The organism is Dickeya ananatis, assembly GCF_019464615.1.
In the GTDB taxonomy this organism is placed as follows: Bacteria; Pseudomonadota; Gammaproteobacteria; order Enterobacterales; family Enterobacteriaceae; genus Dickeya; species Dickeya oryzae.
Genome location: NZ_CP040816.1, coordinates 2,568,748 through 2,592,152 on the forward strand (window position 1 = coordinate 2,568,748; position 23,405 = coordinate 2,592,152).

Genomic DNA, 23,405 nt, shown 5'->3' on the forward strand with positions numbered 1-23,405 from the left:
ATTATATTCCCGCCTTTTGGATAAACTCACTCACAAATGAATTGATTTCATCAACTATATCAGAATATGTTCCATTGCTATATCCATGCAAAGCTACAGGAATTCCATCTTGTGGTGCTGATGCAAAAATAGATTTATTCTCTCTGAAATAACATTGAAATGTTGGCATATTTAATCGTTTTGTCTGTTCTATATACTGCATTTGTGAGGCAATAGGCACGCCAGAATATATTTGTATCATAGTGAAAACAACACCCAGCATTTCAGGTTTAGAAGGTAAAATGTTGCTATCCATAGAAGCAAACTCATTAAACTCCCGAATTAACTGTTGCACACTTCTTATTAAGTAATCAATTCCTAGCGTTGATAAATAGTCCGGTTTAGCCGGAATCAATATCTGATCAGAAGCTATAAGCGCATTTTTTGTAACTATATTAAAGTTTGGGGGGCAGTCAACTAAAACAACATCATAGTTATGAGATGCAAAATCCCTAATGGAATCACGCAACCTTCCATGTATTTTCAAGTAATTTAATTTCGCCTGATTAAGATTAGCACCACCCAGCAATGTTGCCAATTCAAGATCTACATTAATAAGTCCCAAATGGGAACTAATGAGATCTACACATCCTGTTGAACCTACCTGTGAAAGCCAGTTGTTAACATTAAAAGGTTTACAAACCAATTGGGATAAACTTATAGGTTGATGCCCCTGACTTATATTGTCAAAATAATTTTTTATTGTGTGCGTATTTTTTATTGATGCATCCCAATAATCAGGCGATATGAAAGAAAATGTTAGGCTAGCCTGCGCATCCATATCTAATACCAATACTCGCGCCCCCCTTTTTGCTAACTCCGCAGCAAGGTTTGCTGTAACAGTCGTTTTCCCTACACCGCCTTTATAGTTTATAACCGAAATTATTTTCATAAGAGCAATATCCTTTTGATTTTAGTAAGATAATGAATAAACCATTTATTATAGTTAATATAAGATATAAAACCATATCTTCATGTCACATTTTAACCAAGTATTCAATGTGTTGATTTCTGTTATTGTAGGTAATACTTTCGCTCAAAAAATGTGCCAATCACTTTGTCGTGCATTTCTGTGGATTTTGAATATCCCAGAGCATTCCGCTTGAGTCGTTTCAGTCTGTTCCTGAGGTTCAAGTTTTAACGTTCGATGAGCTGTGTGTAAAGCTAGCAAGTAATCTGTTTTGCCTTCGGCAGCAACTCATAAGCGCGGAAGATATCCGTACACCTGAAAGCAACTTTAGTAACTTACGCAGTATCTACTTATTGCAGACAAATGACCACATTTCATCAACTCCACAGATCAGTTGGATTTGTCGATTATCCAGCGGTAAAAATTGTTACACATCGTGGTGAGAGGCGCACAACGGCATTAATGCTGATATGCCGCACAGTGTAGTGGATATCAGTATTGTTCATCTCAAAGTCAACAATTTGCTCTTTCATGCCATGCAGGCACGATAAGCATAATCAAGTTTGATAGTCCGGCCGCACATTCGATACAGATAACACTAATATTTAGCGTTTTTCACACCATTCTTTTTAACTGATTCGATTTACAAACAAAACGTAAATCTTACGTCAACTTTAGCCATTGGATACACTCATATAAAAAACGAGACTTTACAGCATGATCAACACATTGAATACTTGACCTCATTATTTATCCCTTCTCACTTAGATCTGCAACCATTGCCTGAATAGTTTTATACTCAGACTTCAAAGAATTGTATTGTGAAGCATTTAGAAGTCTATTTGAATTTAACTCAATGACATTAGCATCGTGTTTAAATTCATTTAATGCATCATTTTCCATTGCACATAGTATTATCTGATAATCCAGAGGAACACTACACATTAATTCTTTAATGACAGTTTCATAACGGTATCCCGCCTGTTCTTGCTGATTAGGTGTATCGATGACGAAAGGAGACACTACGCAAGATTTAGCGCCATGAATTTGTTGTAGTACAGAGAGTTGATAAGCAAGTAGTCCCCTAGCAGCCTCAGCAGCACCACCACCAAGCAACTGTTTGTAATCAGTGGGTGATTTAACTTTGCTAAGGTTTATTCCTGTCGAACCCAGTGCTTCAATATTTGCCAGCAGTTTGGACATAAAAGACGAATTCAGTTCTTCCTTTTCTTTGGTAGAAAGAAGATTTTTCTGTTCTTTTTTTAATGCCTTGATGGAACTGTTGGCCTTGCTGATGTTAAGGTCTTCATTATCGATTTTAATTTTAATATTTTTTGTGACGTTTTCAGTAGATATAGAATCGATTACTTGAGCAATGAGCTCTTTTTTAGCTGCATCGTCGTCTGTAATGTATTTCTTATTTATCCTTTCGATTTCGTTAGTAATAAACTGAGCGTCATCATTTAATGAGTTCAATGAAGAATTGAGTTCCACTATTTTGGATTCTATTGAATTTGCCTCATTAAGCAATGAGTCCTTTTCTGAAAGAAGCAGCGCTCTATTAGGTAGTGAGTTATCGTGAAGAGTGCCACACAATGGACACTCTAAATTATCAGTAGGTATAGATTCTACCGCAAATTTATAATCTGCTTCGAGTTCATCTGCAGAAGTAATGGCTAACGCATACTGACTTTCGAGATCGTAAATATTTGAGGTGATAGTAACCTGAGCATCATAAAGTCTTGTCTGGTAATCGATCAAGTCGTAAAGCTCATTATTTATTTCATTCTGAATCTTAATGAAGTCATTATTATCTAAAGCTATAGGCGACTCAACCGTGTTGTCAACTATAACTTCAACGGCACTTTGAAATTTTTCTATTTTATGTGCTGCTTCTTTTTTTATTTCACTATATTCATAAATATTTTCATCAATATCAAAATGCTCAGGCTTGAGATAACCAGTGAAATATTTTATTAATGGACCTTTCCAGTTGGAATATTGCCCTAAGTTCTCGAATGAATTCCAAGGTGAACTCCAGCTTTTTATCTGGTCGATATAGAACGGTAAAAAATAATATGCTGGAGGAGGTGTCTCTAAGTCTCCATCACCACGATTAGGAAGCTTCATTTTGAAATTAACGAGTTCCGAAAAGTCTTTCGAAAAATCACCAGTTATATTTATATATCTCTGAGCTTTATCACCGATAGCTCCCAAAATTATCGAGTGGCTTCCCCGGCATGAAAAATACTCTTTGTTATTTATAGTAAAATACAAAATGGATTTAATGTCATTTGATTTCCATTCTTCATCGAAAACAGGATCGCATCCTAAAGACCACAGTAAACTTTTTGCCAGAGTGGACTTGCCAATACTATTATCTTTTCCGGTAATTAAATTCAATCTTTTCTGGAACGAGAACTGATTCGCAAGTCTTTTCGAATCTGATATCAGAACTAATCGTTGAAATGTCAAGCTTCTCATTTTTCTTGTTCCTTAAATTCCGAATTAATAATTTATAGTTATCTTTATTACTTCCAATATTATTCATGCATCACCTTTAAAAAGCTATAAATTATCTCGCATAATATATCGTCATGTTCTGGCACTTGATCTTCAATATTAAGCTCTTGAGCTTTTACAATAACTGAATCAATGTAATCACGCGTTTCTTTAAAGTCTTCTTCTGGGACACTACTTAGCGCCTGCTGGACTATTCTCATAATATTCATATCAAAAGCCGACAAATGTCCGATCCGGCGCAAGAAAAGTTGTTTTATTTTTTTATTAATCTTCCGATAAGTTAAGGTGTTCCATTTCATATCATTTTTAGCTAAGTATTCAAAGTCTTTCTCAAAATCTTCAAATTTTGGGCTTGTTGTGTTAACAGCTATAACATCCTTTACCTTATGAGATGTGAGAGATTTATCCTCTACCATTTTCTCCCAAACAGTAAAATCGTAAGTATTCTGTCCTTTGCGATGAATTTCATCGATTATTGCTCTATAAATATTAACGGCATTACAATGACTATTTGGAAATATCTCATTTACTAATTCAGCAAATCTACCAATGACAAACTCTTCTTGATTTTCTAATTTTATTTTTGGAACAATGAATTTTAGATTTTCTGGCAAGAGTGCTATTCCAAGCTCATCTTTTAATTTTTCAGTTAATCCCGATAAGCAATCTACACTAAGATCACCTGAAGTTATAATGTCTAATTTTAACTTCTTATCTCTTTGTTCAAATGAGAAACCACTTGAGGACACAAGACCGATTTCTGTAATGCGTTCTTCATAGTCTGTACCAATACATGAGCTTAATAACTTACCTAGAATGGAACTCTTAGCTCCCTCTGCACCTTGCTCTCGTTTGGTTAAAGCGTCAGAAGTGAAAGGTTTTCCAGTGTTTTTTACTTGAAAAAATTCAAATCTTGCCGAACTTCCATATAATGAGTCAGCGATAACGACATCCTCATGATATTCGATTAATAATGCATAATCAGAATTAGACTTATGCTTTTCAATTATTTTGCATAAAGCCCAATGATATTGAAAATCATATTTCCCGAATGTGGTTGCTCCTGAAATTTCTCTTTGAGCATGACCCAAAACATTACGTTCCATTGAAAACCCCACCCTTACCTAACGAATCGCTGCTAACTTTCTCACCAATCTAATTTAGGAAGGGTAAAAAGTCTATACAATCGTGGCCTTAACTCGCTCTGAAGTTGATCCATTACAGCATGTAAGCACTAGCCATAACCGTAGCCTGCTGCTCCAGCATATACCTACAAGGCCGAACGCCTTGAACAGTGTTGCTAAGTGCAGAGTATGAGGGAACTACCCATTGGGTAGAATGCATATTCCCATGCTTGGGCCAACTAAATCAACCAATTGGGTTGTACCCCCCCATATATTGGGCAGTCAGACACTTAATGGAAGTTAAAATTCAATAAAAAACACCACTAAATAATTAAGAGTTTTAATTTGCTGCCAAGGATGGTGGTAAAAATTGGCTACCGCGCCCTCTGGGGCTTGCTCAACAGCTCCCCAGCCTAAAACAAGTTTTAAGCCGGAGAGCTGTTCGGACGTGTAATGGTTTTATGGTCTGAATTTCTTGAGAACTCTTTCAATGTAGATTTGTCCATTTACTTTATACCGTTCGATATCGTGCGTATGTAATGATGGAGCTTCTAACAATAAACCAAAGAGTAATGGTTTATCTACCTCACTTATATCACAGTTTAAAACCTTGGCAACCTCTGCACCAAGAATTATTTTTTGTCGTGTGTTTTCTTTTTTGCTATCTCTTCTTTCTTTTGCTTTAAGGTAATTTAATTTATTTTGTGCTCCAGCAATTTTCTGCTCCAGTGTTTTCTTAATTTCCGGCCTGCCTCTATTATTCTGAAAAACATTGCCTGTTAGATAGGTATTTTTTATTTCATCATCATTCATTCTTTTCTCCACTGATGCTTATGATTGTAAGGAATATTACTTCTGAACTCATCATCTGAAAGTGCACGTTTGATTGATTTAATCCGGGATCGGAACTGTTTCTTTTTAAATTCAACTCTTACTTCTGTGATTATCTTTTCAGCTTCACTATACGCTTTTTCCAGATCGGTATAGATTCCATTATCAAGTAATCGTTTTGCTTCAAGATCGATGGCTTCATCATTATTTTTATACATAAAACCTCCTTATATTTATTTCCTTAACACTAATTACCATAGTTAATAAATTAATCAACAGCATGGTAATAATATTTATTCATATTATTGCCTTTCGATTAATAGCCTCTGGGTATATATACATGACTGGCTATTCTTAAATGTGATAATGGTTTGTTATTGTCAATACAATACTGATAACGGGCAATTTATGGACAAAAAGCAAGATGGGGCACCGTTCAAAGGTGTAGCTAAGGAAGTTGATAATCGTCGTAAATAAGCAGGAAGGGCCTTTTGGCCCTTTCTTTAGCACTCAGGAAGACTCAAGAGATTATTGGGTTGCTCGCCATCATTTTGTGTTTTTAAGTATTTGTTACCAGAAGCGCTAACAGCAACAATCACCCACACTGAATGCCCTCCTGCATTAACATAAAATCTCCATTTCCCAGATTCTATTCCGTTTATAGCCTCTTGCTGTGTGAGCTTCCAGCTGGTGCCATCAGCATTCTTACCACCAATATGAGTGATCCTTTCATGAGCACTCTGACGATCACTTTTATTGATGCATGATACTTGATGTTCGGACATTTTAGCCTCATTGTAATTGCTGTATGTAATTAATAAACTGATCATCATTCCCAATGCATCAAATTGCTTTAAGAAATGATGCACACTGAGCTTAGGCCATATCCTTACAATTTCCAGTCAACACAAACCTAAATCGCACACTTTGTGATTTATGCAACACAAGTGATAGCAATCCCTAACTAAAATATCTGACACTCACCGCGTTACTTATTTTTGTTTATACGTGATTTTCATTTTACCTTTCAACTACCCCCTCCCTAGCTTTCGATCTTCACCTGTTAATTCTATAACAAAGAAGTCATCATTACCTTTAACTACTTTATTATGTTTTAGTGCTTTCCCGCCTTACGGCGGGATAAATTAACACTCTTTTTTCCCTACGGACGCCATCAAAACCCAATCCATGTAATATCGCGGAATACTTCGCCCGCCCATCCATATTGCGCCGCTTAATTCGGCGGTTTGTTTTACAGTCATTCATATATTTAGTATTAATTAATAAAGGCAAGCCTTATACATTGCCGTTATTTTTGAGCCATTTATGGCGATAAAAAATAAAGCAATGCCCACTTACGCATTATCGCTTCGCTCTAATGCCGTGGGGTCTACCGACGGTTGCCTGCCGCAGGCTAAAACCGTTTCCTTCGGAAACAAAATCAAGGTCAACGTCAACCCCAACGTTTTCCTTACGTAAAACGAAAAGCAGCATTTGGCATTGAGGAATATTTGGATGGCGATATACAGTTTTAAAATGGAGAACATCAGCAGAGGCGAAGGTCAGTCTTCGGTTAACTCTGCTGCATATCGTCATCGTAAAGTTTTCTTCGATAACAGAACAGGTGAAGTTTGTGGTCGCAAAACAGCGCATAAAAAGGACCTTGCCTTTGCGCAGATTTTTGCCCCCGAACATACCCCTCCTTCCCTGATTGTTGACAGTGAAACACTCTGGAATGCTGTTGAAACCTCAGAGAAGAGAAAAGATGCCCGTCTTGCCAAAGAGTTTAAGATTGCCCTCCCCGCTGAGCTAACACCCGAACAGAGCATTGAACTCACTGCTGCTTTTGTTCTTGAGCACTTTACCAAGCAAGGCATCATTGCTGATGTTGTTATCCACGATATCAATGGTCATAATCCGCATATTCATATCATGGGAACAACCCGTGAGATTCTATCTACCGGCTTTGGTAAAAAGGTCCGTGAGTGGGATAAACCTGAAACCCTTGATAGCTGGCGTAAAGGCTGGCAGAACATCTGTAATGGCTTCCTTGAGCTGTATGGTCATGATGAACGCGTTGATCACCGTTCTATCAGGGTTCAGTATGAGGAAGCCCTTGAACTGGCTACCGCAGCCGCTACAAACGAAGAGAAAGCAATCTGGCTGGCTAAAGCGATTGAAACAAACCGCGATCCAATACTTCATATTCCTCGTGACCGCTGGGGAACTGTAGCCGCTCAGGAACAACGTGCTGCAGAGCAAGCTACACGTGATGAACAGAAGAAAGAAGCTGACGAAGCCTACTTTACCTTTAAAGATCTACCATTAGACATCGTTGTTGATGTTGCCAGTTTTAGAGTTCATACACTGGCTGAACCGGAGGAAATTGTTATCCCGGATAACATAGGGAAAGCTTCATCTACAGACTCGCAAAAACCTGTTCTGGTTGCCCCGGCACCTCATACACGCACTGCACTGAAAACCCCATCCACATCAACGGCAAGAGCAGTCAAACGCGCTCCTGTTAAAAGTAAGAGAAAACAGGTTAAACCCCGTCAGGATGGGATCTTCAAGCTCTTCATCTTACTGGTTGTAGATTACATAAGAGAGAAACTCGTCTGGGCCAAGAAGAAGCCAGCTCCTGTTTCAGTTGATGCGGAACACGATGAGCGTATAACCAAAAACTATGTCTTTGATGAGGTTCAAGGTATCTATGTGCCACGCGCTGAGTATGAGAAACGAGCTAAGTTTAACCAAGATGACTACAAGCCAACACCGGATGACATCAGGCGTTTTCCAAGTCGTCCTGTTAAGCCAGAACTGCCAGATAGCAATCTTGACTACATACCAACACTCGCGGCAAACAGGAAAAAACCAGTGCCTAAATTAAAACTACCGGGGCCTTGATTAGATTGAAAATAATTGCTATACAGCATTGACCATTCTGTTTGTGCGATGGAGGTCACTGACATAAACAGAAACTTGTAGTTGATGCAAGTTAACATGACTTATAGCAATATTTTTCATACTAGCGAGCGTACATAGTTGGCTCCGGAAAATAAAAAATCACAGTAGCACACAACAACCTTAATATATATTAACTCCCACATAGGCATAGAGGGATTATAATGGCCACAGCATTCTCTTCCGCACTTTATTATCCACACATTGATATAAAAAATGAGCGTTGGCTACGGAGTGCTATTTTATTTTGGGATTCAATACGAACAATTGTTCCAATCTCTCACAGAGAGCCTTATGCAAATTATTTTACTCGTTCTCTTAGTGATGAAGGAATACTACTGCCTGTTCGTGTCTCTCCAGACATGGAGGAAATAGAAGACGTAGCAGAGAAAGCTCTCAACTTTATCACGGATCCTGCTTCGGCCAATGTTATCTACGATATTGATCATTCCCCAAGAACCCTGATTCATAATGACAAGATACCAAGAGAACTACTTCGATTAGCAAGAATACACCCTGAAAAATTTGCATATAGTATTATGGATGACCTTCAGCAAGGGCTTGGCGATGATGGATGGCTTCACGTTGAACCCGTCTTTGCCAAATTTTATATGACATTGCTTGCAACTCAGTTATCAGAACGATTAGGCCTAAGCTTAATAACTGAATCTTCTTCTGCAGATCAACTAGCGATCTCGGTACGCAAAGGTAAACCAACCAGTAATCCCACCAGACAGAGGGGACGCCACTTCGATGCATCTGGTCCAAGACGAGTATTACCACAAGAACTTACTCAAAGCTTGCTAGTTGACCTCATGCTTCAAGGTATATCTCTGCCTGAAAATTTAACAGTTCAGGAGATAATAAAGTTTAAGAATGACCATATTGAAGAATTAGCTATTTTTCGTCGTGAAGTTGCTAGTCTTACCTCTGATATTCCACATGACTTACCGATAGAAGCATTGCGGCAAGCGGTATCAGATCAATATCAATCTAATGTCTTACCTGCGATGAATAGCCTCAAACAATCGTTAAAAGCCCAATGTTGGGGTGATGGACTCAGTGGATTTCTGAAAGTGTCTTGCTTCACTGCAGCGCCAACTTCTGCAGCAGTTCTTGCTGGAATCCCAAGCACAATAGCATTAGTAGCTGGAGCCGGGATATCATTAACAGCAACTGCTATTCAGTCAATTCAGCAGCGAAGAAAAATCAAAGCCGAGAGTCCATATTCGTATCTATTATCCATTGATAGTCGTTGGTAAATTATTTCATACCAATAGGCCGAAAAAGTTGTAACTCCTCCGGCCTATTGGTAAATATTAAAATTCAATCATCATAGAGTTTATGATATAAAAATACTTATGATAATATTTAAATTCCATTTTCATTATTTCTATCAATACTGTCTCGATAACGCTGCTGCTCAACAATACTCAGATTGGGATCAGACAGAACACTCCGCCCCTTTACCGCAATATCGTAGTCAATTTGAGATTGTGTTTCATATTCTTTGTTCGGCTTAAAATAATCTGACTGTGGTGCAGATGACGATTCAGAAGAACCAGAATACGTTTTACGTCCAGCACAACCGAGATAAGCCAGTAGACAGGCAAACAGGAAGAAGAATGTCCATACTGTGTTATAGCCGTTAATCGTATATCCACGTCCATTCAAATCTGAAAACACGCCATGAAACCTGACAGCATAGACAATCAGGAATGATGAGAGGATAACAGCCCGACTTTTCCCAACAGTCAAATGCTTACGCACTAATTTTACCGTTGGTACTAGCGTGACCGCAAACAGCACTATTGCAGCTAACACCAGCCATATTGGAAACAGCCCGTATTTTTGCGTGATATTCTGCGATAGCGTCACAAGGGACAGCACCAAGAAAGCGTTAAGTAGAAACAGTCTGATCGAAATAGATATCTTCACGTTCTTTTGAGTCTTACGGAGAAACAGCACCGGAGCCAGTGATGGTATATTTATCAGCAGCCCAGTGAAAATCACCCAAGAGATAGAGTTCATAGCTTTTTCCTGTAATTACCGAGCAGTCCAGCCGTTATTGGTTTTCACCAGAACAATTTTGGCTTCTTCTGGTTCAGACATCCCTTTCACGCCAGAGAAGGCTTTCTTATCCACCCAGCCCGGCACGCCATCGAGTTTCCACGTATAGATCACTTGCGTCATTTTAACGCCATTACCTTCGCTGGGTTCAGTCCAGCTTGTAATCTCAGCAACAGTACGATGACCGACACAGGCACCATTCTCACGGTCCCAAAACTCAACTTCTTGGCCTTTATCTGTTACTTCCAGAGCATCAACACTACTAAAGCCATTTGCCTGTTGTGAAACAGTGAGCAGCCCTTGTTCAGCAAGTCCTTTAAGGATTTCATCACTGGCACTGTATCCGGCAGAACGGTAGCCGCGATTAACCTTAACCGGAAAACCTTTGTTGAATACAATGTCGTTGTCCTGCAGGGAGTAGCACACCTTCGATTTTGAAATTTTCGCGTTGATAGCTTTCTCAAAATCGCTTTTTTCACCACATCCCGCCAGAACAAGAGCTGTGCCAGCAACGAGTAAAATCTTCTTCATCTTCCTATCCATCCCGATAATCAAAAATGCTGTTATGTAGAGGTAGCCTGCTGCGCACCAGTAGCCGTCACAGCTTGCTTTGACAGACATAACGAAGCAAAACCACCTGATTAACCAATTGATAGGATTCAATTATTTTTGTGGTCCGTCATATCGTTTGTAACGATCAAAAACAAAATAACGATAGATATCACCTATCGTTAAATTTACATCGATCGATAATATCAATTAAAACACCGATCGATAAAACATTTTCAATCGTTATAATCTATCAATAAATTATTATCGATCTGCAATACCGATCATTTTCTTGCTAGAGGAATCGTTAATGAGTAAAGTAAACCAGAGGACCACCAGACAGTTTACGAGCTGATTCAAGTGGATAGAGCGTTGAACCATGAGACAAGCGGTTAATGTCGATTTATGGCCTTTAGATAGCTTTGATTAATGCAACATCAGGGAAAACCACAATGAAAGATGCCATTAGCTGATTGGATAAAAAGGTCATAGGCTTCTTTCACTATCAATTGACAAAACTTTTTTGATCCCCAGCGACAATACAGCGCTGGTTAAGAACTCTTTACGCCTATTTTTACGTTTTACTGTTCATATGGAGTTAACATGAAAAAATTGTTTATCGCGGCACTGATGATCCTGCCCCTTACCGCTTGCACTACTTATGGCAACAAATCCCTGAAAGACGAATCCCAACAAACCGTAAAAGTAAAAATCGTTAAAGGGAAAACTACCCAGCAAGATGTTATTAACGCATTCGGTGAGCCTCAGGCGCGAGCCACCAATGATGGTCAGGAAATGTGGTCCTATTCCAGCATGTCAGGCGAAAGCCAGATCTCGAACTACATTCCCGGATTGGCCCTGCTGAAGAACAGCAACACGGCTCACATGAACTCACTTGAGATCTGGTTCAAAGGTAATGTTGTTGAGCGATATAATTTCAGCCAGACGGTGAGTAAGGTTTCTCGTGGGTTGTTGGATTAATTTAATTAAAACCAAACGAGTCATCTAATTATCATAGTGCTAATGAAGCTGGATTTACTCTGGCTTTATTATTGCTGAATTATAGCCTTTTAATGCTGTTATTTATTAGCCAAATAAAATAAACGAATCATAATAAATATTATATCAGACTACAGTTTTTTTAAAAAAATACATCAATCACTAAAAGTCAAGTTACTTTCTTTTTTATTTTCAAAATAATACAAAAACATCACAAAAAAAAATAATAAACCTTGTTATTCATTCGGTAATGATATAGGCGACTTATCTTAACACTTGAATGGCTTGACATGAAAATAAAATATCATTATTTTACTATTTATTTCTCATATGGATTAAGAAAATAAATGTCAATCTACCTGCCAATTGTTGAGCAATTCTCACCCAGATTTGAAATATGGGAACAACGAGACCCTACACATGATGAGTTAATGGATTTCTATCATAAAAATAAACATTTTTCATCGCCAAAAGTAAATATAAAATTGATACAATATGCCGAAAACATGCATGATGCCGCAAGATTAATTATAGCAGGCAGCGCTTCTAATGATTTAGGTAATCATATTGATAATAATTTAACGAATTCTAATGAATACAAAAAGTGGCGAGAGCTGATGCCTTCAAGAACACCAAAAACGCTGGCATTTTATCAAAAATCTTATTCTCGAGACATGAATTTTGATGATGTTGATGAAGAGATAATTTCTTGCGGGAAGTTACTCACTCAAAAACAACAACTAGTTCATGGTGGAAATATTTTTAACAATGAACCTATCGGAACAATTTTAAAAATGAAAAGGCCACTATCTACATCCTTATGCCCTGTAGTCGCTCAATCTAATGCACTTTGGGGGGGTAAAGCATATGAAGAGAATGCACTAACTCTGATAGTTCTAAATGTTATTAATCCTCAAACAAAAGTATTTGTTTTCCGACATAGTGGAACTAATTTAGGCCACGAGAAAGAAGTTTTATTTGCATCTGGGGCTACTTTAACTTTACGAGGTAGAACTGAAATGGGTGGTTATATAAATGTCAGCAAATTCTCAGGTACCATGTGTCATAAAAAAGCGGTACCAAGATATGTTTTAAAAGTTGATATTTCCTAAATTAATCTGTAGCGACAACAGCGATCTTAAGCCTATCAACAGCCTGAGATAACGCCTCATAGAGATCGCCCTCAATCTCATGCCTTAACTCACCGTCCCTGAACATTACCACATAGCCATTGGTCAGATCTCGCATATGGGTAAGGTTTATCGGCTCGATAGCTATTCTGATGTCTGTACCTTTGTATTCTGCAACTGGATAGCCCATATCGGTGTGAAGTACGATACCGCCAAAGGCTTCCAGTTCAGATAAGAAGTTATTTTCAGCTATGGCCTCACGCAGACCCTGCAGGCCAAGAAAATTCATTAATGCGGGTTCGTCTGGTGCGCTAGCTTTTACTCTGCCACAGTAATGGTAATCATCCAGAACACTAACAGAGTGTGTTAGGATGCTGAATATTATAGGTTTTGCTTTCTGACATTAATGATTTTATTGTCTCTTCACTGACTTGGCTGAGTTCAGAAATCAATCTTCCATACACATTTACCATTCGCGCCTTATCGTAATCATCTGCTGATTCGGACAGAAAGAATGAACCGTAATCTTTGATAAAGATGTTATTGTCATTTTCGAGAGTAAGTTTTATCCCGCACTCATTCTCTTCAACATCTTTAACTATACAGGTCATAAATGGTATGTTTTCATTGGCGTTAAAGAGCGTAATGATTTTAATATTATTCATTGTTTGATTTTCCTTTTTGTTTTATTTTTAATACCATATTTGTTTTAGAAAAATCAAATTTAACTTAAGTTGTATAAATAATATTTCATACAACGCTTGTATATTAAGCATTCCCGATCATCTTATTTACTCAATCACTACACATCATCTGTGTTAATACCTTTAAATATTATCCCAATCTAACGGTTTTTCTGGTGGTAAAAGAGTTGCTGCCTCAACAGCGATACATCCTCCCATGCTTTTACTCATCATCGCTCCTTGGTGCTTTTTAGCCTGTAATCTTGCGATTAACAAATCTATATCTTCTTGGCTACTTACGTATTCTATGACTGACTCAATTGATCTATCTTCTTCTTTAATATTTTTATTTCTTCGGTCAGTGCTGGTAACACTTTCGGGTTGTTCTTCCATCACTTCTTTCTTTTTTACAATCTCTGACACAAAGCGAGCACGATCACCATTGAAGACAATGGCTGGGTTTATGAAATACCAGTTTTTTTCATTAGTTTTAGCAATAATACGTTTCTCTATAAGTTCTTTTATCCCCCTGTAAAAAATAGACTCAGACAAAGCAAAGTGATCTATTTTTTCTGCGAGAGACATTGCTTTTTTACAACTCAGATAAAAGTGATCTTTTCCAATCGCATCCTGATATATACGTAAAAAGATAAAAAACACTTTGTAAGCTGTTTTCGTTAAATCAAAGTACGCTTTTATCTGGGAGGTGTAGAGTTTAATGAACTCTTCTTTATCGACCTCTTGGGTATGTACGATATTGGCAAAATAAGTTTTGCTGGTATCCTTCCTTTCAATAAGTTCTGTTCCTCTTGAAACAGTCAGGTTTCTTTTTCTTGTTTCAATCTTTAGCTCGGTCTCAAAGCAAAAAGGATTTAAGCCTAAATCTAAATCAACTTCTATTTCATTCATTTTATTCTTACCTCTTGTTATTTTATTTGAAATAAATTAAACACCATGCACAAAACAGATATCAAGTTTTTTTGCGAAAATATTTTTAAAAGCGCAAGTATTCCAGTGACTATAATTTAAAGCACAGTCATTTTTAGTCTATAAAATGACATAGAAACTGACTACAGAGTCAGGAAAGCTCACTGTACAGTCAGGAATACTGACCACAGAGTCAAGAAAGCTCACTGTACGGTCAGTCGCGTATTTTCTTCATAAGCCTTATACCGCAAGGGCTACAAGCCGATTTTGTCTTAATTTAATTTTGCAAGAAGTAAGAGATAATACTTAAGAGGATATAGAGAAACCGGGCGATTTTCATGATCGCCATATGGGGTTTCGATATTAAAATGATCAGTAATGTCTGAGCGTAATTTATTTTTTATTTCACCGTTTCCTTTCTATTGCATTAACATCTTTTTGAAAATCACCATCCTCTATGAGCTAACGCTCATGTGCTGAAGCACGGCTACGCCCTAACACTGACATTAATATATTTTCACCTTGATAAGCTAGTTTTCATATTGGCTAGGAAAGTCGAAAAGGATCGGATTTGGATCGTTTCATCTTTCTATTGTAAAACCGATCCCATGATAGAGTTTAGTGTTAAGTTTATAAAATAGGTTATTTACTCTTCAACATATGAAATATATTCACAGAATCAGCACTTAGTGATTGTTCAAGACAATCACATTGCTGGAACAGGGTTCACCCCTGTTGATGATGGATTTATCCATAAAGAATAGCGGCGTAGCCGCCAGTTAAATACGTTATTGTGACTGGTTATTACCTGTCAATAAGATCTTCTGGTAAAACTCTGTCACGTTTCATTTTCCCCCATATTTTTTGTAGCCTCTCACCCCTTAGCTCTTGTGCCTTTTTCTCACCAATCTCCAGATAGTATTCTTCACGGCGCTCCGCTACTACCTTACGGAACTTATTCAACAGTTGATTCAAGGTTTTTAAATCAGTTTTAGCCGCTTCAGCTTGGATTTTTCTATACATAAACATAACGTGGAATTCATCAATCATATTGAACGCCTTATTTTTATCGTTCATGTTATTTCCCTCTTTCGAGGGAATACTCATACCATCTAAAAATCAAACAACTGTCATTTTCAGCTTCCAGTAAACAGGATCTTGATTTTCATCCTGATTTATATTTCTTGAAACAAGTTCAATGATATGCTCAAGATGCCAATGTAAAATTTCATCCTTTAAATCATTTTTATTGGTACCAGAAACATCATTTTTAATAGAGTATTTCATTATCTCACGAGTTATAATCACATCATAAATAACTTCTGAAAGTTTACCCCAACTCATAATATAGATTGCTGTTTCAGGATCATTTTCATAAATATTATATATCTCATTACAGAATCCTTGTAAGATGTCAGCAACAAGTTCATTTTTTGTTTTATCATAGCTGTTCAATACAATCTCTTTCATTTTTTCACCCTCACTTTTCAGTTAATATTTAGTAAAACATTAGTTGTTATAACCGATATTTATGACGACACAGTCATAATCCAACCCCAAATCATCCACTAGCTCGTTATTAATAAATCGATTTAACTCATCAAATATATTTTTATCATCCATGATTTCTTCTACTGAATACCCAGTAATGGCAATAAATATTTCAAAACGCTCTTGAATAGTATTCATTACTTCTGGAGGTCCATCACACAACACGCTTACAACTACAGACATTTTATTTGTCATAGAACTTTGTTCGTTGTTGTTTATCATTTATATTTTCCTCTTATACCTTTTGTTAGCCCCTTACGGGGCAAGATTATTTTTTTTACTTTTTAAAGTTTTCTGAATACTCGACTAACATGGAAGCGACCAGTTCAAAGTTAACCTGATTAATATCACCACTATTACCTTCTTGGGCAGTGAACCTTTCAAAGTTGTTCTGAATATGATTAATCACATGGATAATAAATGGACTCATAAAATCTGGATCATCCAAATAATCATTAGCATCCCCATCGCCATTTACTTCCATGAACATATTCCAGCTTGCGGTAAACGACCTACAAGCAAGCTCATAGAACAGTTCGGTTGATTTATTGAAACCTATCTTTTCTTTAGACATATTTACACCCTCATAGTTAAATGCTTATTTAATTCATTTTGTTTTTTTATTAGCCCCTTTCGAGGCCGAATACTCTGCTGTTAGCTCATGCCAAAAAGTAATGCATTTATATGGACATTTTTCATTTCCAATATAACTTTATCCATATCAACATAAATCAGTCTTTCTCTCTTACCAGCTTCTTCCATATATCCATCAAAACGCTTAGCCAGATGATCTTTAACATGTGAAAGATACGATTCCGTTCTATTATTATCTAACATAATAGATGCGACTAACTCATTATCTCCTTGCTCTTTATATATCAGCATCCCAGCCACATAAAGATACTTTGTCATATCATAAAATGTTTTTGTGGATAACTTTTTGATACTTTCCATTTCTTGATTATTCATTTTATTTACTCTTGTTATTATTAAAATATTTGTTATTCAGATACAGGACGTGAATCAGAAATGATTTTCTCAATCCATGCATCAATCTCACTTTCTATAAAGGCAATAGACCTTAAACCCGTTTTAACCTGTGATGGAAAGCGACCAGCCTTAATAAGTGTATAAATCCATGTCTTTCCAAATCCCGTTCTCCTTATTACTTCGGGCAACCGAATAAGTTTTGGATGTTTATCTGTTTTGTTTTGAACCATGTTTATCTCCTGTGTTGTTCGATGGAGATAATTCTAGGATTTTGGCTAGTATTAAACTAGGGATGTTCACCAACCGTGAGTTTCGCGGAAATTTTTGGAGGGATACTCTTTATAGGGACGTTCGCAGATTGTGAACATCCCTTGTGTTTACTTTTTGTTTTTATCCGAGGCTTTATCGTTAAATGTTATTACGTCAATGACATTCCAATCCTTTAACATATTGTTTTTAATATAAAAATCATTTAAAACCTTGAAATACTCATCATTATCAAGATAACTTTTCGCGTAACCATAATCAGTATCTTTGATGTTCTCACTACTTCTGATCCCATTATTACCATGCAATATGTCAGCTAAAATGGTGAAAGGTATGTTCTTACCTTCGTTGTAGAGCTGTTCCCATGAGATCAAATCCATCAAAGGGATGACTTTGTAATCAAGTATTCTTTCAAAGGTCTTATGACCAAACCTAAACTTTCGTTTCGGGGGTTTAGGCGTTTTTAGGTGCTTTTGCCATAGAGCAATCAGCACTTGCAGGTGTTCTGCGAGATCGTCACTGCTGGCTTCTTCCAAGTCAATTTCAATCAGCATCTTGTTAGCTGGGTTCATCCCCCCCTGTTTCAGATACTCAGAGATGTAGTCGGAACTCACTGCAACAGGATCTGTTTGCTCTGAAGTCTCCAGCCGATACATAGCCCGCCCATAGTTGAACAATTGAACTCTGGTCATTGGTCTTACAGCATAGCTATGCGACAGTCTGTGATTGTCTGAAATCCAGTCCGATTGAAGTATCACATCACCACATCTGATTTTGGCATCATGGTATATAGCTTGCATTTGATTATCTTTGCCTGCTGTTTCCCATTGTTGTCTTGTTTTGTAAGCCAACATCCGTCTTTCAAGCTCTGCATAGATTTGTTCTAGGGTGAGGTCTTTCAGGCCATCATATCGGCGTACATCAAACCAAGATAACGCAGTCCTGATTTCTTCTATTTCTTTTTGTGTAGTCATTGTTCTACCGATTGCTTTTGTGTTTCATAAAAGTTAACCCATTCAACATGATAGAGAAAGTGGAAAAGAGGTGCGGTTTTTCAGAATGGTGTGAGAGCAGATAAGTAATCTTGGATGTAAGTGCTTTAGCCTTGACTAAACATTCTTTCTTTACTAATAATTAACCAATTGTTTTATATCAATTACTTTAACTATAATAACGACAATACCATGTTGATAATCAAATAAAAGTAAGATGCTTATAGTTAGATGGTTAAGACAACAACCAATTGTTTTTAATTGATATTTAATTGACAAGAAAATAATAATGATGGTAAATATGCTGGTAAAAATATATTTAACTTTAACAAAGTCAGTAACAACAGGAGATACAGATGAAGTTCGAGTCCAGTCAGAGGAGCCAAATTCTTGTTTTCATGCCTCTTTGCGAATCCTTATGTAATTCGGATTCAATAAGTTAGCGTGAAATGTCTTCCCGGTGCATTTTCAGTTTTCCCTCTGCATCGGGAGAATTTGGTGGTCAGATTTGGGGTCAGGTTAGTTCGATGACGGAGTGACCCCCACATGTCTCTTAATGACTCAAAAATCCGCAACTTAAAACCATCTGCAAAACCCTACAAAGTTTCCGATTCTCACGGTCTGTACCTGTTGATTAATCCCGGCGGTTCACGTCTCTGGTATCTCAAATATCGTATCAATAAAAAAGAATCCCGCCTTGGTTTAGGTACCTACCCCGATGTATCGCTGGCTGATGCGCGTCAACAACGTGACAGCATCCGTAAACTGCTGGCGCAGAATATCAACCCCGCGCACCATCGGGCGGCTGAAAAAGCGCCCCGTTCACCAGAAAAATCATTCAGAGATGTAGCCCTGGACTGGCACAAGAGCAACCGGATATGGTCAGAGAGCCATGCCACTCGCCTGCTCGCCAGCATGAACAACCATCTCTTTCCGGTTATCGGGCACCTGCCCGTCACGGAGCTGAAACCCCGTCACTGCATCGGTCTGCTGAGAGGGATTGAGAAAAAAGGTTTACTGGAAGTGGCAGCCCGTACCCGGCAGCACCTGTGCAACATCATGCGTCATGCTGTGCATCAGGAACTGATAGAACACAATCCGGCGGCCAATCTGGACGGTATTATCGCCCCGCCGGTTAAACGTCACTACCCTGCCCTGCCGCTGGAGCAACTACCGGAACTGTTGACGCGCATTGAGGACTACCGGCAAGGACGGGAATTAACCCGGCTGGCCGTATCGCTCACCCTGCATCTGTTCATCCGCTCCAGCGAATTGCGCTTCGCGCGATGGTCGGAAATTGATTTCAGAAACCACATCTGGACTATTCCCGCTACCCGCAAAGCCATCCCCGGCGTACGTTATTCCGGGCGTGGCGCGAAGATGCGTACCCCACATATCGTTCCCCTCTCCCGGCAGGCCATCGCTATTCTGAGACAGATACAGGAAATCTCCGGACATCAGGTGCTGATATTTCCCGGCGCTCACAATCCGTATAAACCGATGTGCGAAAACACGGTCAACAAGGCGCTGCGCCTGATGGGCTATGACACAAAAAATGATATCTGTGGTCACGGATTCCGGGCTATGGCCTGTAGCGCGCTGATGGAATCCAGCCTGTGGTTACAGGATGCGGTTGAGCGCCAGATGAGCCATCAGGAGCGCAACAGCGTGCGGGCGGCTTACATCCATAAAGCGAAATACCTTGATGCCCGACAAGCGATGATGCAATGGTGGTCGGATTATCTGGATATGAACCGGGAGGGATACGTTGCGCCCTATGTTTATGCACGAGAATGCAGGGAGCACGCAGTAAATTTTATCATCGGTTAGCAAAAAGTATTCGCTGTATGTCCCCTGTGCATTGATTGATACAGGGGACATTCAGTATTGACCATCTCAAGAGCCACGAAAACGCAATGAACCACAGGCTTATTGCCGGAGTCAACAGAGTGTGCCCCACCGTGACTGGCGGGGCGAGGTGTCTGGCTGTCAGGCCGACGGTTTGCTGCGCGACCAGATCAACTGGTGCTTGCCATTCTCTTCTTCGATAAGGCGGGCATAGAGGGTTGCCGGGAAAGAAGGGTCGTCGAGCGTCACCGACAGATAAGGCCGTTCGGCCTGGCTGATTTTCCGCCAGGCTGCGCCGATGTCATAACCACCGAGGGTCTGAATGCGGAAGTCAGGGGCGTGCTCGCTGCTTTTGTCGCAGGGGATGAACCTGGCTTTGACATTCAAAGTCAGAGTGCGGACGGTGCCAGTGAAGCCGTTGTTTTGTGTGGTGAAGGTGCCGATGTTAGCCATGATGTTGCTCCTTTCGGATTTTCAAGGTCGCGCCTGTCGCGTCCTTTGTGGTGATCCGAATGGAAGGAGCCGGGCTGGCCGCATCGCTTGCGACCGTAACACCGTGAAGGACCGGAAGAGGCAAAGAATTTGCTGCGCGAGGAAGGCGTTTGCGCCGGGGAAATTGTTTGCCTCTTCCGGTTGCGACCATAAAGCCCGGCTCCTGCCAGGATTCACAACGAGCTCAAGGACGCACAGGCTGACCAGGCCGAAAGGCGCACTGACTGACCCGGCTTCCCCGCACAACAGCTTTACCGGCTCCTCTCCTGATTCGATCAAGGCCATCATCCCCGCGACAGGCGACATGCCCTGCTGCCAGTCCCTCGGTGCAAACAGCCAATGGCGTCAACCCGGTCATCAGGCCGGACGGCATATTGGTGACGCATCCTTCATGACCGCGACACCATCATCGCCAGTGTCAAAAATGGCAAGCATCCATGCAACCTGACGCAGCAAGCTATGGCAAACGAAAACGCCCCGCCAATTACGATGGGTAACCTTTTAAGACTGAAAAGATGCCAATTACCCTTTCTATACACGCAAAAATACCGGAGCTAACACGTAATAACCAATAATGACAGCAGTACATCTATTTTTATGACAAACTGCATCACTTTAAGTAAAAATTTCATTCTATAAATTCAATCTGGCAGAACAGTTATGGGCTGTCCATGCCAGTGAAACACTGTGATGACATCCATTCATAAAACTAAACAATACGTATCTCAGATGCTGTGGTGGTGCTACCACTGCAGGCGGTAGCCCACTTGTGATACAAGGTTATCTCATTCCTTGTGGATTTTTATTTTTTTTCTTAAAAGATAAAAAAATAAAAATGACATACTCTGGTCATTCTAACTAAACCTCTTCCACGCCATGGAAATTTATATATAAAAGTTTAACGTCATACACGGTAATTTTATTAACCCCCCAGTTATTCCCTACGCACAGGAAAGGTTGTCATGCTGAAGGAGATTACATCATGCAAAAACAGACCTTCCTTTTAAACACAAAGAGCAGTATGCCTGAATGGATGACGATACAGGAGGCTATCAGAATAACGAAGAAAACAACAAAAACAGAACTGACGGACAGTGATATTTATCGCCATGCTTTATATGGCAATATCAGCCTTTCCATCTACTTCCAGTCACCGGTTGTTTTACGAAAAATACGAACATTGGATAATAAATTGAAGCTACGCCCGGTCGGACACTCATTCATCGACCGACTTTGTTTGCTCGATAGAAACAGTTTCCTTGGCAAACGAAATCTTATTCTCAGTACCGAGGGACGATACATTACTCCCACCCAGCCAATTATCGACACACTATTAGCGGGACATGAGTACGTTATAGTACAACGCTTGCTTGCCCGCTCCCTGCACATTCCATTACCACACATCGGTGAGAATGAGATCAATTACGGTATATCGGTAACTCTTTCAGGAGAGATATTTCAGGTATTCGAAAAGTTCACATGGCAGGAAAGAATAAACCAGAAAATCATGCGACTCCCTGAGAAGATGTGGACTGATATTTATCAAGAGATTCAACAACAATGCATGAATCCAAACCTCCGAAAGGATTACTTTCCGGTTCACGACCTACCGCAAGATGCCTGCTTTGTCATCCGGCATACTGAACTGGAAAAGTTAATCAACATGCCGACCAAAAACCAAACATCCTCGTCATCTTCCACACGGATATCCACGCCGTTATCACGATTATTCTGGCTCGCCTGCAAACATAATGAGGCCATTAGCCCATTAATCAGGCAGCCCTATAAACTGTTGTCCATTTTTGAGCAATGGGCATCAACTGATGGTATCACCGACCATCTAAGTGGTGACACACTAAAAACGGCACTGGAGCGAGGATCCCCCACATCCATTTCAGGATCTGGTTAATAGAGTACGTCCTCATTCAATCCAGGCTGTGTCTCTTAATCACCTGCGTGGTGGAAAATCACATAACGCTTACAGGTGATGGCAGTGGAAATATACGAAATTGATTCATAAACGAACGAATTCAATACATTTCTTCACCATCACCAGTGAATCTGAATTAAGGGACACAGCCTAATATATGATCGTTGAACTAAACAGCATAAGAAGCAGCCGGAAGGATCGTTGGGATCGCTTCCGGCTTATTTTATTATTTCTTCTTGCTAAATTTATTTATCCATCCATCTTCTGTAAAAAGCTCACCGGATAAACCATCACTTATTTCGTTAACATTAACGTCTGATGATAATATTTTCTTATTTTCATCTTCCTCAAACATAAAAAGGAAATTAAATACAGTGTTATCAACACACTCGGTAATTAAATCTTTAATTACCTTTTTTTGTTTTTCATCAAAATCCGACAATAGATTATGCAGCTCTATAGCTCTCTGTGATTTTAATGTTCCTAATTGAATTTTTTCAAACCTATCAATCGAACGGTCACGAACCATATGCATAACGGCACAACCAAATTCATCTAAAATTTCTTTATCTGTCATGGCGATAAC

General features: G+C 39.1%; 26 protein-coding genes and 1 pseudogene. 6 read left to right on the forward strand and 21 right to left on the reverse strand.

All coding sequences use genetic code 11. The features are described from left to right. Window position 1: 1 nt before the first annotated feature. From FGI04_RS11375 to FGI04_RS11405, 7 genes and pseudogenes are all read right to left on the reverse strand, one after another. Complete coding sequence (locus tag FGI04_RS11375) at window positions 2–931, reverse strand: ParA family protein (RefSeq protein ID WP_249651996.1); 930 nt, start codon at window positions 929–931, stop codon at window positions 2–4. A 122-nt stretch (window positions 932–1,053) separates the two neighbouring features. Further along, a pseudogene (locus FGI04_RS11380) lies at window positions 1,054–1,592 on the reverse strand (IS1 family transposase). Window positions 1,593–1,699: 107 nt separating this feature from the next. Further along, window positions 1,700–3,433 (reverse strand): hypothetical protein, encoded by a 1,734-nt coding sequence (locus FGI04_RS11385; RefSeq protein WP_407336739.1) that lies wholly within the window; start codon window positions 3,431–3,433, stop codon window positions 1,700–1,702. A gap of 59 nt (window positions 3,434–3,492) precedes the next feature. After that, on the reverse strand, window positions 3,493–4,578 hold the full coding sequence (locus tag FGI04_RS11390; protein WP_407336740.1) for a DUF4297 domain-containing protein: 1,086 nt from the start codon (window positions 4,576–4,578) through the stop codon (window positions 3,493–3,495). A 477-nt stretch (window positions 4,579–5,055) separates the two neighbouring features. Further along, window positions 5,056–5,409 carry a conjugal transfer protein TraD gene (locus FGI04_RS11395; RefSeq protein ID WP_407336741.1) on the reverse strand — a complete coding sequence of 118 codons (354 nt, stop codon included), beginning with the start codon at window positions 5,407–5,409 and terminating at the stop codon, window positions 5,056–5,058. Continuing rightward, window positions 5,406–5,645, reverse strand: a complete 240-nt coding sequence (locus FGI04_RS11400; protein ID WP_249652000.1) for a hypothetical protein — start codon at window positions 5,643–5,645, stop codon at window positions 5,406–5,408. Before FGI04_RS11400 ends, FGI04_RS11395 begins: the two co-directional genes overlap by 4 nt. 285 nt (window positions 5,646–5,930) lie before the next feature. Then, the gene (locus FGI04_RS11405; protein ID WP_249652001.1) at window positions 5,931–6,212 is read right to left on the reverse strand and encodes a DUF3892 domain-containing protein; all 282 of its coding nucleotides are present in this window, start codon (window positions 6,210–6,212) and stop codon (window positions 5,931–5,933) included. Between the two features lie 730 nt (window positions 6,213–6,942). Here FGI04_RS11405 and mobQ point away from each other — a divergent pair. Then, on the forward strand, window positions 6,943–8,334 hold the full coding sequence (gene mobQ / locus FGI04_RS11410; RefSeq protein WP_407336742.1) for a MobQ family relaxase: 1,392 nt from the start codon (window positions 6,943–6,945) through the stop codon (window positions 8,332–8,334). 221 nt (window positions 8,335–8,555) lie between these two features. After that, window positions 8,556–9,653 (forward strand): hypothetical protein, encoded by a 1,098-nt coding sequence (locus FGI04_RS11415; RefSeq protein ID WP_407336743.1) that lies wholly within the window; start codon window positions 8,556–8,558, stop codon window positions 9,651–9,653. 109 nt (window positions 9,654–9,762) lie between these two features. Here FGI04_RS11415 and FGI04_RS11420 read toward each other — a convergent pair whose 3' ends face one another. Continuing rightward, on the reverse strand, window positions 9,763–10,422 hold the full coding sequence (locus FGI04_RS11420) for a hypothetical protein (RefSeq protein ID WP_249652004.1): 660 nt from the start codon (window positions 10,420–10,422) through the stop codon (window positions 9,763–9,765). Window positions 10,423–10,437: 15 nt separating this feature from the next. Beyond that, window positions 10,438–10,992: a membrane lipoprotein lipid attachment site-containing protein gene (locus FGI04_RS11425; protein WP_407336744.1), complete on the reverse strand. Its 555-nt coding sequence runs from the start codon at window positions 10,990–10,992 to the stop codon at window positions 10,438–10,440. Between the two features lie 621 nt (window positions 10,993–11,613). Here FGI04_RS11425 and FGI04_RS11430 point away from each other — a divergent pair. Together FGI04_RS11430 and FGI04_RS11435 are read left to right on the forward strand one after the other, a co-directional pair. Continuing rightward, the gene (locus FGI04_RS11430; RefSeq protein WP_407336746.1) at window positions 11,614–11,991 is read left to right on the forward strand and encodes an SEN1984 family lipoprotein; all 378 of its coding nucleotides are present in this window, start codon (window positions 11,614–11,616) and stop codon (window positions 11,989–11,991) included. A gap of 365 nt (window positions 11,992–12,356) precedes the next feature. Further along, window positions 12,357–13,121 (forward strand): hypothetical protein, encoded by a 765-nt coding sequence (locus FGI04_RS11435; RefSeq protein ID WP_122095475.1) that lies wholly within the window; start codon window positions 12,357–12,359, stop codon window positions 13,119–13,121. 1 nt (window position 13,122) lies between these two features. On the opposite strand, the gene FGI04_RS11440 is transcribed toward FGI04_RS11435, so the two are convergent. The 10 genes from FGI04_RS11440 to FGI04_RS11485 form a co-directional block, all read right to left on the reverse strand. Continuing rightward, complete coding sequence (locus tag FGI04_RS11440) at window positions 13,123–13,428, reverse strand: hypothetical protein (protein ID WP_407336748.1); 306 nt, start codon at window positions 13,426–13,428, stop codon at window positions 13,123–13,125. 64 nt (window positions 13,429–13,492) lie between these two features. After that, complete coding sequence (locus FGI04_RS11445) at window positions 13,493–13,804, reverse strand: hypothetical protein (RefSeq protein ID WP_122095477.1); 312 nt, start codon at window positions 13,802–13,804, stop codon at window positions 13,493–13,495. 162 nt (window positions 13,805–13,966) lie between these two features. Further along, entirely contained in the window at window positions 13,967–14,731 is a 765-nt protein-coding gene (locus FGI04_RS11450) for a hypothetical protein (protein ID WP_249652007.1), read from the reverse strand. 822 nt (window positions 14,732–15,553) lie between these two features. After that, the gene (locus FGI04_RS11455; protein ID WP_191931183.1) at window positions 15,554–15,799 is read right to left on the reverse strand and encodes an H-NS family histone-like protein; all 246 of its coding nucleotides are present in this window, start codon (window positions 15,797–15,799) and stop codon (window positions 15,554–15,556) included. A 69-nt stretch (window positions 15,800–15,868) separates the two neighbouring features. Beyond that, window positions 15,869–16,219 (reverse strand): hypothetical protein, encoded by a 351-nt coding sequence (locus tag FGI04_RS11460; RefSeq protein ID WP_249652008.1) that lies wholly within the window; start codon window positions 16,217–16,219, stop codon window positions 15,869–15,871. A 39-nt stretch (window positions 16,220–16,258) separates the two neighbouring features. Further along, window positions 16,259–16,495: a hypothetical protein gene (locus FGI04_RS11465; RefSeq protein WP_407337410.1), complete on the reverse strand. Its 237-nt coding sequence runs from the start codon at window positions 16,493–16,495 to the stop codon at window positions 16,259–16,261. Window positions 16,496–16,577: 82 nt separating this feature from the next. Beyond that, window positions 16,578–16,874 carry a hypothetical protein gene (locus FGI04_RS11470; protein ID WP_134526781.1) on the reverse strand — a complete coding sequence of 99 codons (297 nt, stop codon included), beginning with the start codon at window positions 16,872–16,874 and terminating at the stop codon, window positions 16,578–16,580. Window positions 16,875–16,954: 80 nt separating this feature from the next. Continuing rightward, window positions 16,955–17,269: a hypothetical protein gene (locus FGI04_RS11475; RefSeq protein ID WP_134526784.1), complete on the reverse strand. Its 315-nt coding sequence runs from the start codon at window positions 17,267–17,269 to the stop codon at window positions 16,955–16,957. A gap of 32 nt (window positions 17,270–17,301) precedes the next feature. Next, window positions 17,302–17,520, reverse strand: a complete 219-nt coding sequence (locus tag FGI04_RS11480) for a helix-turn-helix transcriptional regulator (RefSeq protein ID WP_005969708.1) — start codon at window positions 17,518–17,520, stop codon at window positions 17,302–17,304. A gap of 147 nt (window positions 17,521–17,667) precedes the next feature. Beyond that, complete coding sequence (locus tag FGI04_RS11485; RefSeq protein WP_134526787.1) at window positions 17,668–18,531, reverse strand: DUF6387 family protein; 864 nt, start codon at window positions 18,529–18,531, stop codon at window positions 17,668–17,670. A 564-nt stretch (window positions 18,532–19,095) separates the two neighbouring features. On the opposite strand from FGI04_RS11485, the gene FGI04_RS11490 reads away from it, so the two are divergent. Next, window positions 19,096–20,379 carry a tyrosine-type recombinase/integrase gene (locus tag FGI04_RS11490; protein ID WP_407336751.1) on the forward strand — a complete coding sequence of 428 codons (1,284 nt, stop codon included), beginning with the start codon at window positions 19,096–19,098 and terminating at the stop codon, window positions 20,377–20,379. 159 nt (window positions 20,380–20,538) lie between these two features. Here FGI04_RS11490 and FGI04_RS11495 read toward each other — a convergent pair whose 3' ends face one another. Next, window positions 20,539–20,850 carry a DUF736 domain-containing protein gene (locus FGI04_RS11495; protein ID WP_038926124.1) on the reverse strand — a complete coding sequence of 104 codons (312 nt, stop codon included), beginning with the start codon at window positions 20,848–20,850 and terminating at the stop codon, window positions 20,539–20,541. A 1,021-nt stretch (window positions 20,851–21,871) separates the two neighbouring features. Between FGI04_RS11495 and FGI04_RS11500 the strand changes: the two genes are divergently transcribed. Then, window positions 21,872–22,798 (forward strand): hypothetical protein, encoded by a 927-nt coding sequence (locus FGI04_RS11500; RefSeq protein WP_407339954.1) that lies wholly within the window; start codon window positions 21,872–21,874, stop codon window positions 22,796–22,798. Window positions 22,799–23,045: 247 nt separating this feature from the next. On the opposite strand, the gene FGI04_RS11505 is transcribed toward FGI04_RS11500, so the two are convergent. After that, window positions 23,046–23,396, reverse strand: coding sequence for a hypothetical protein (locus tag FGI04_RS11505; RefSeq protein ID WP_153508804.1), 351 nt, complete (start codon window positions 23,394–23,396; stop codon window positions 23,046–23,048). Between the last annotated feature and the right edge of the window lie 9 nt (window positions 23,397–23,405).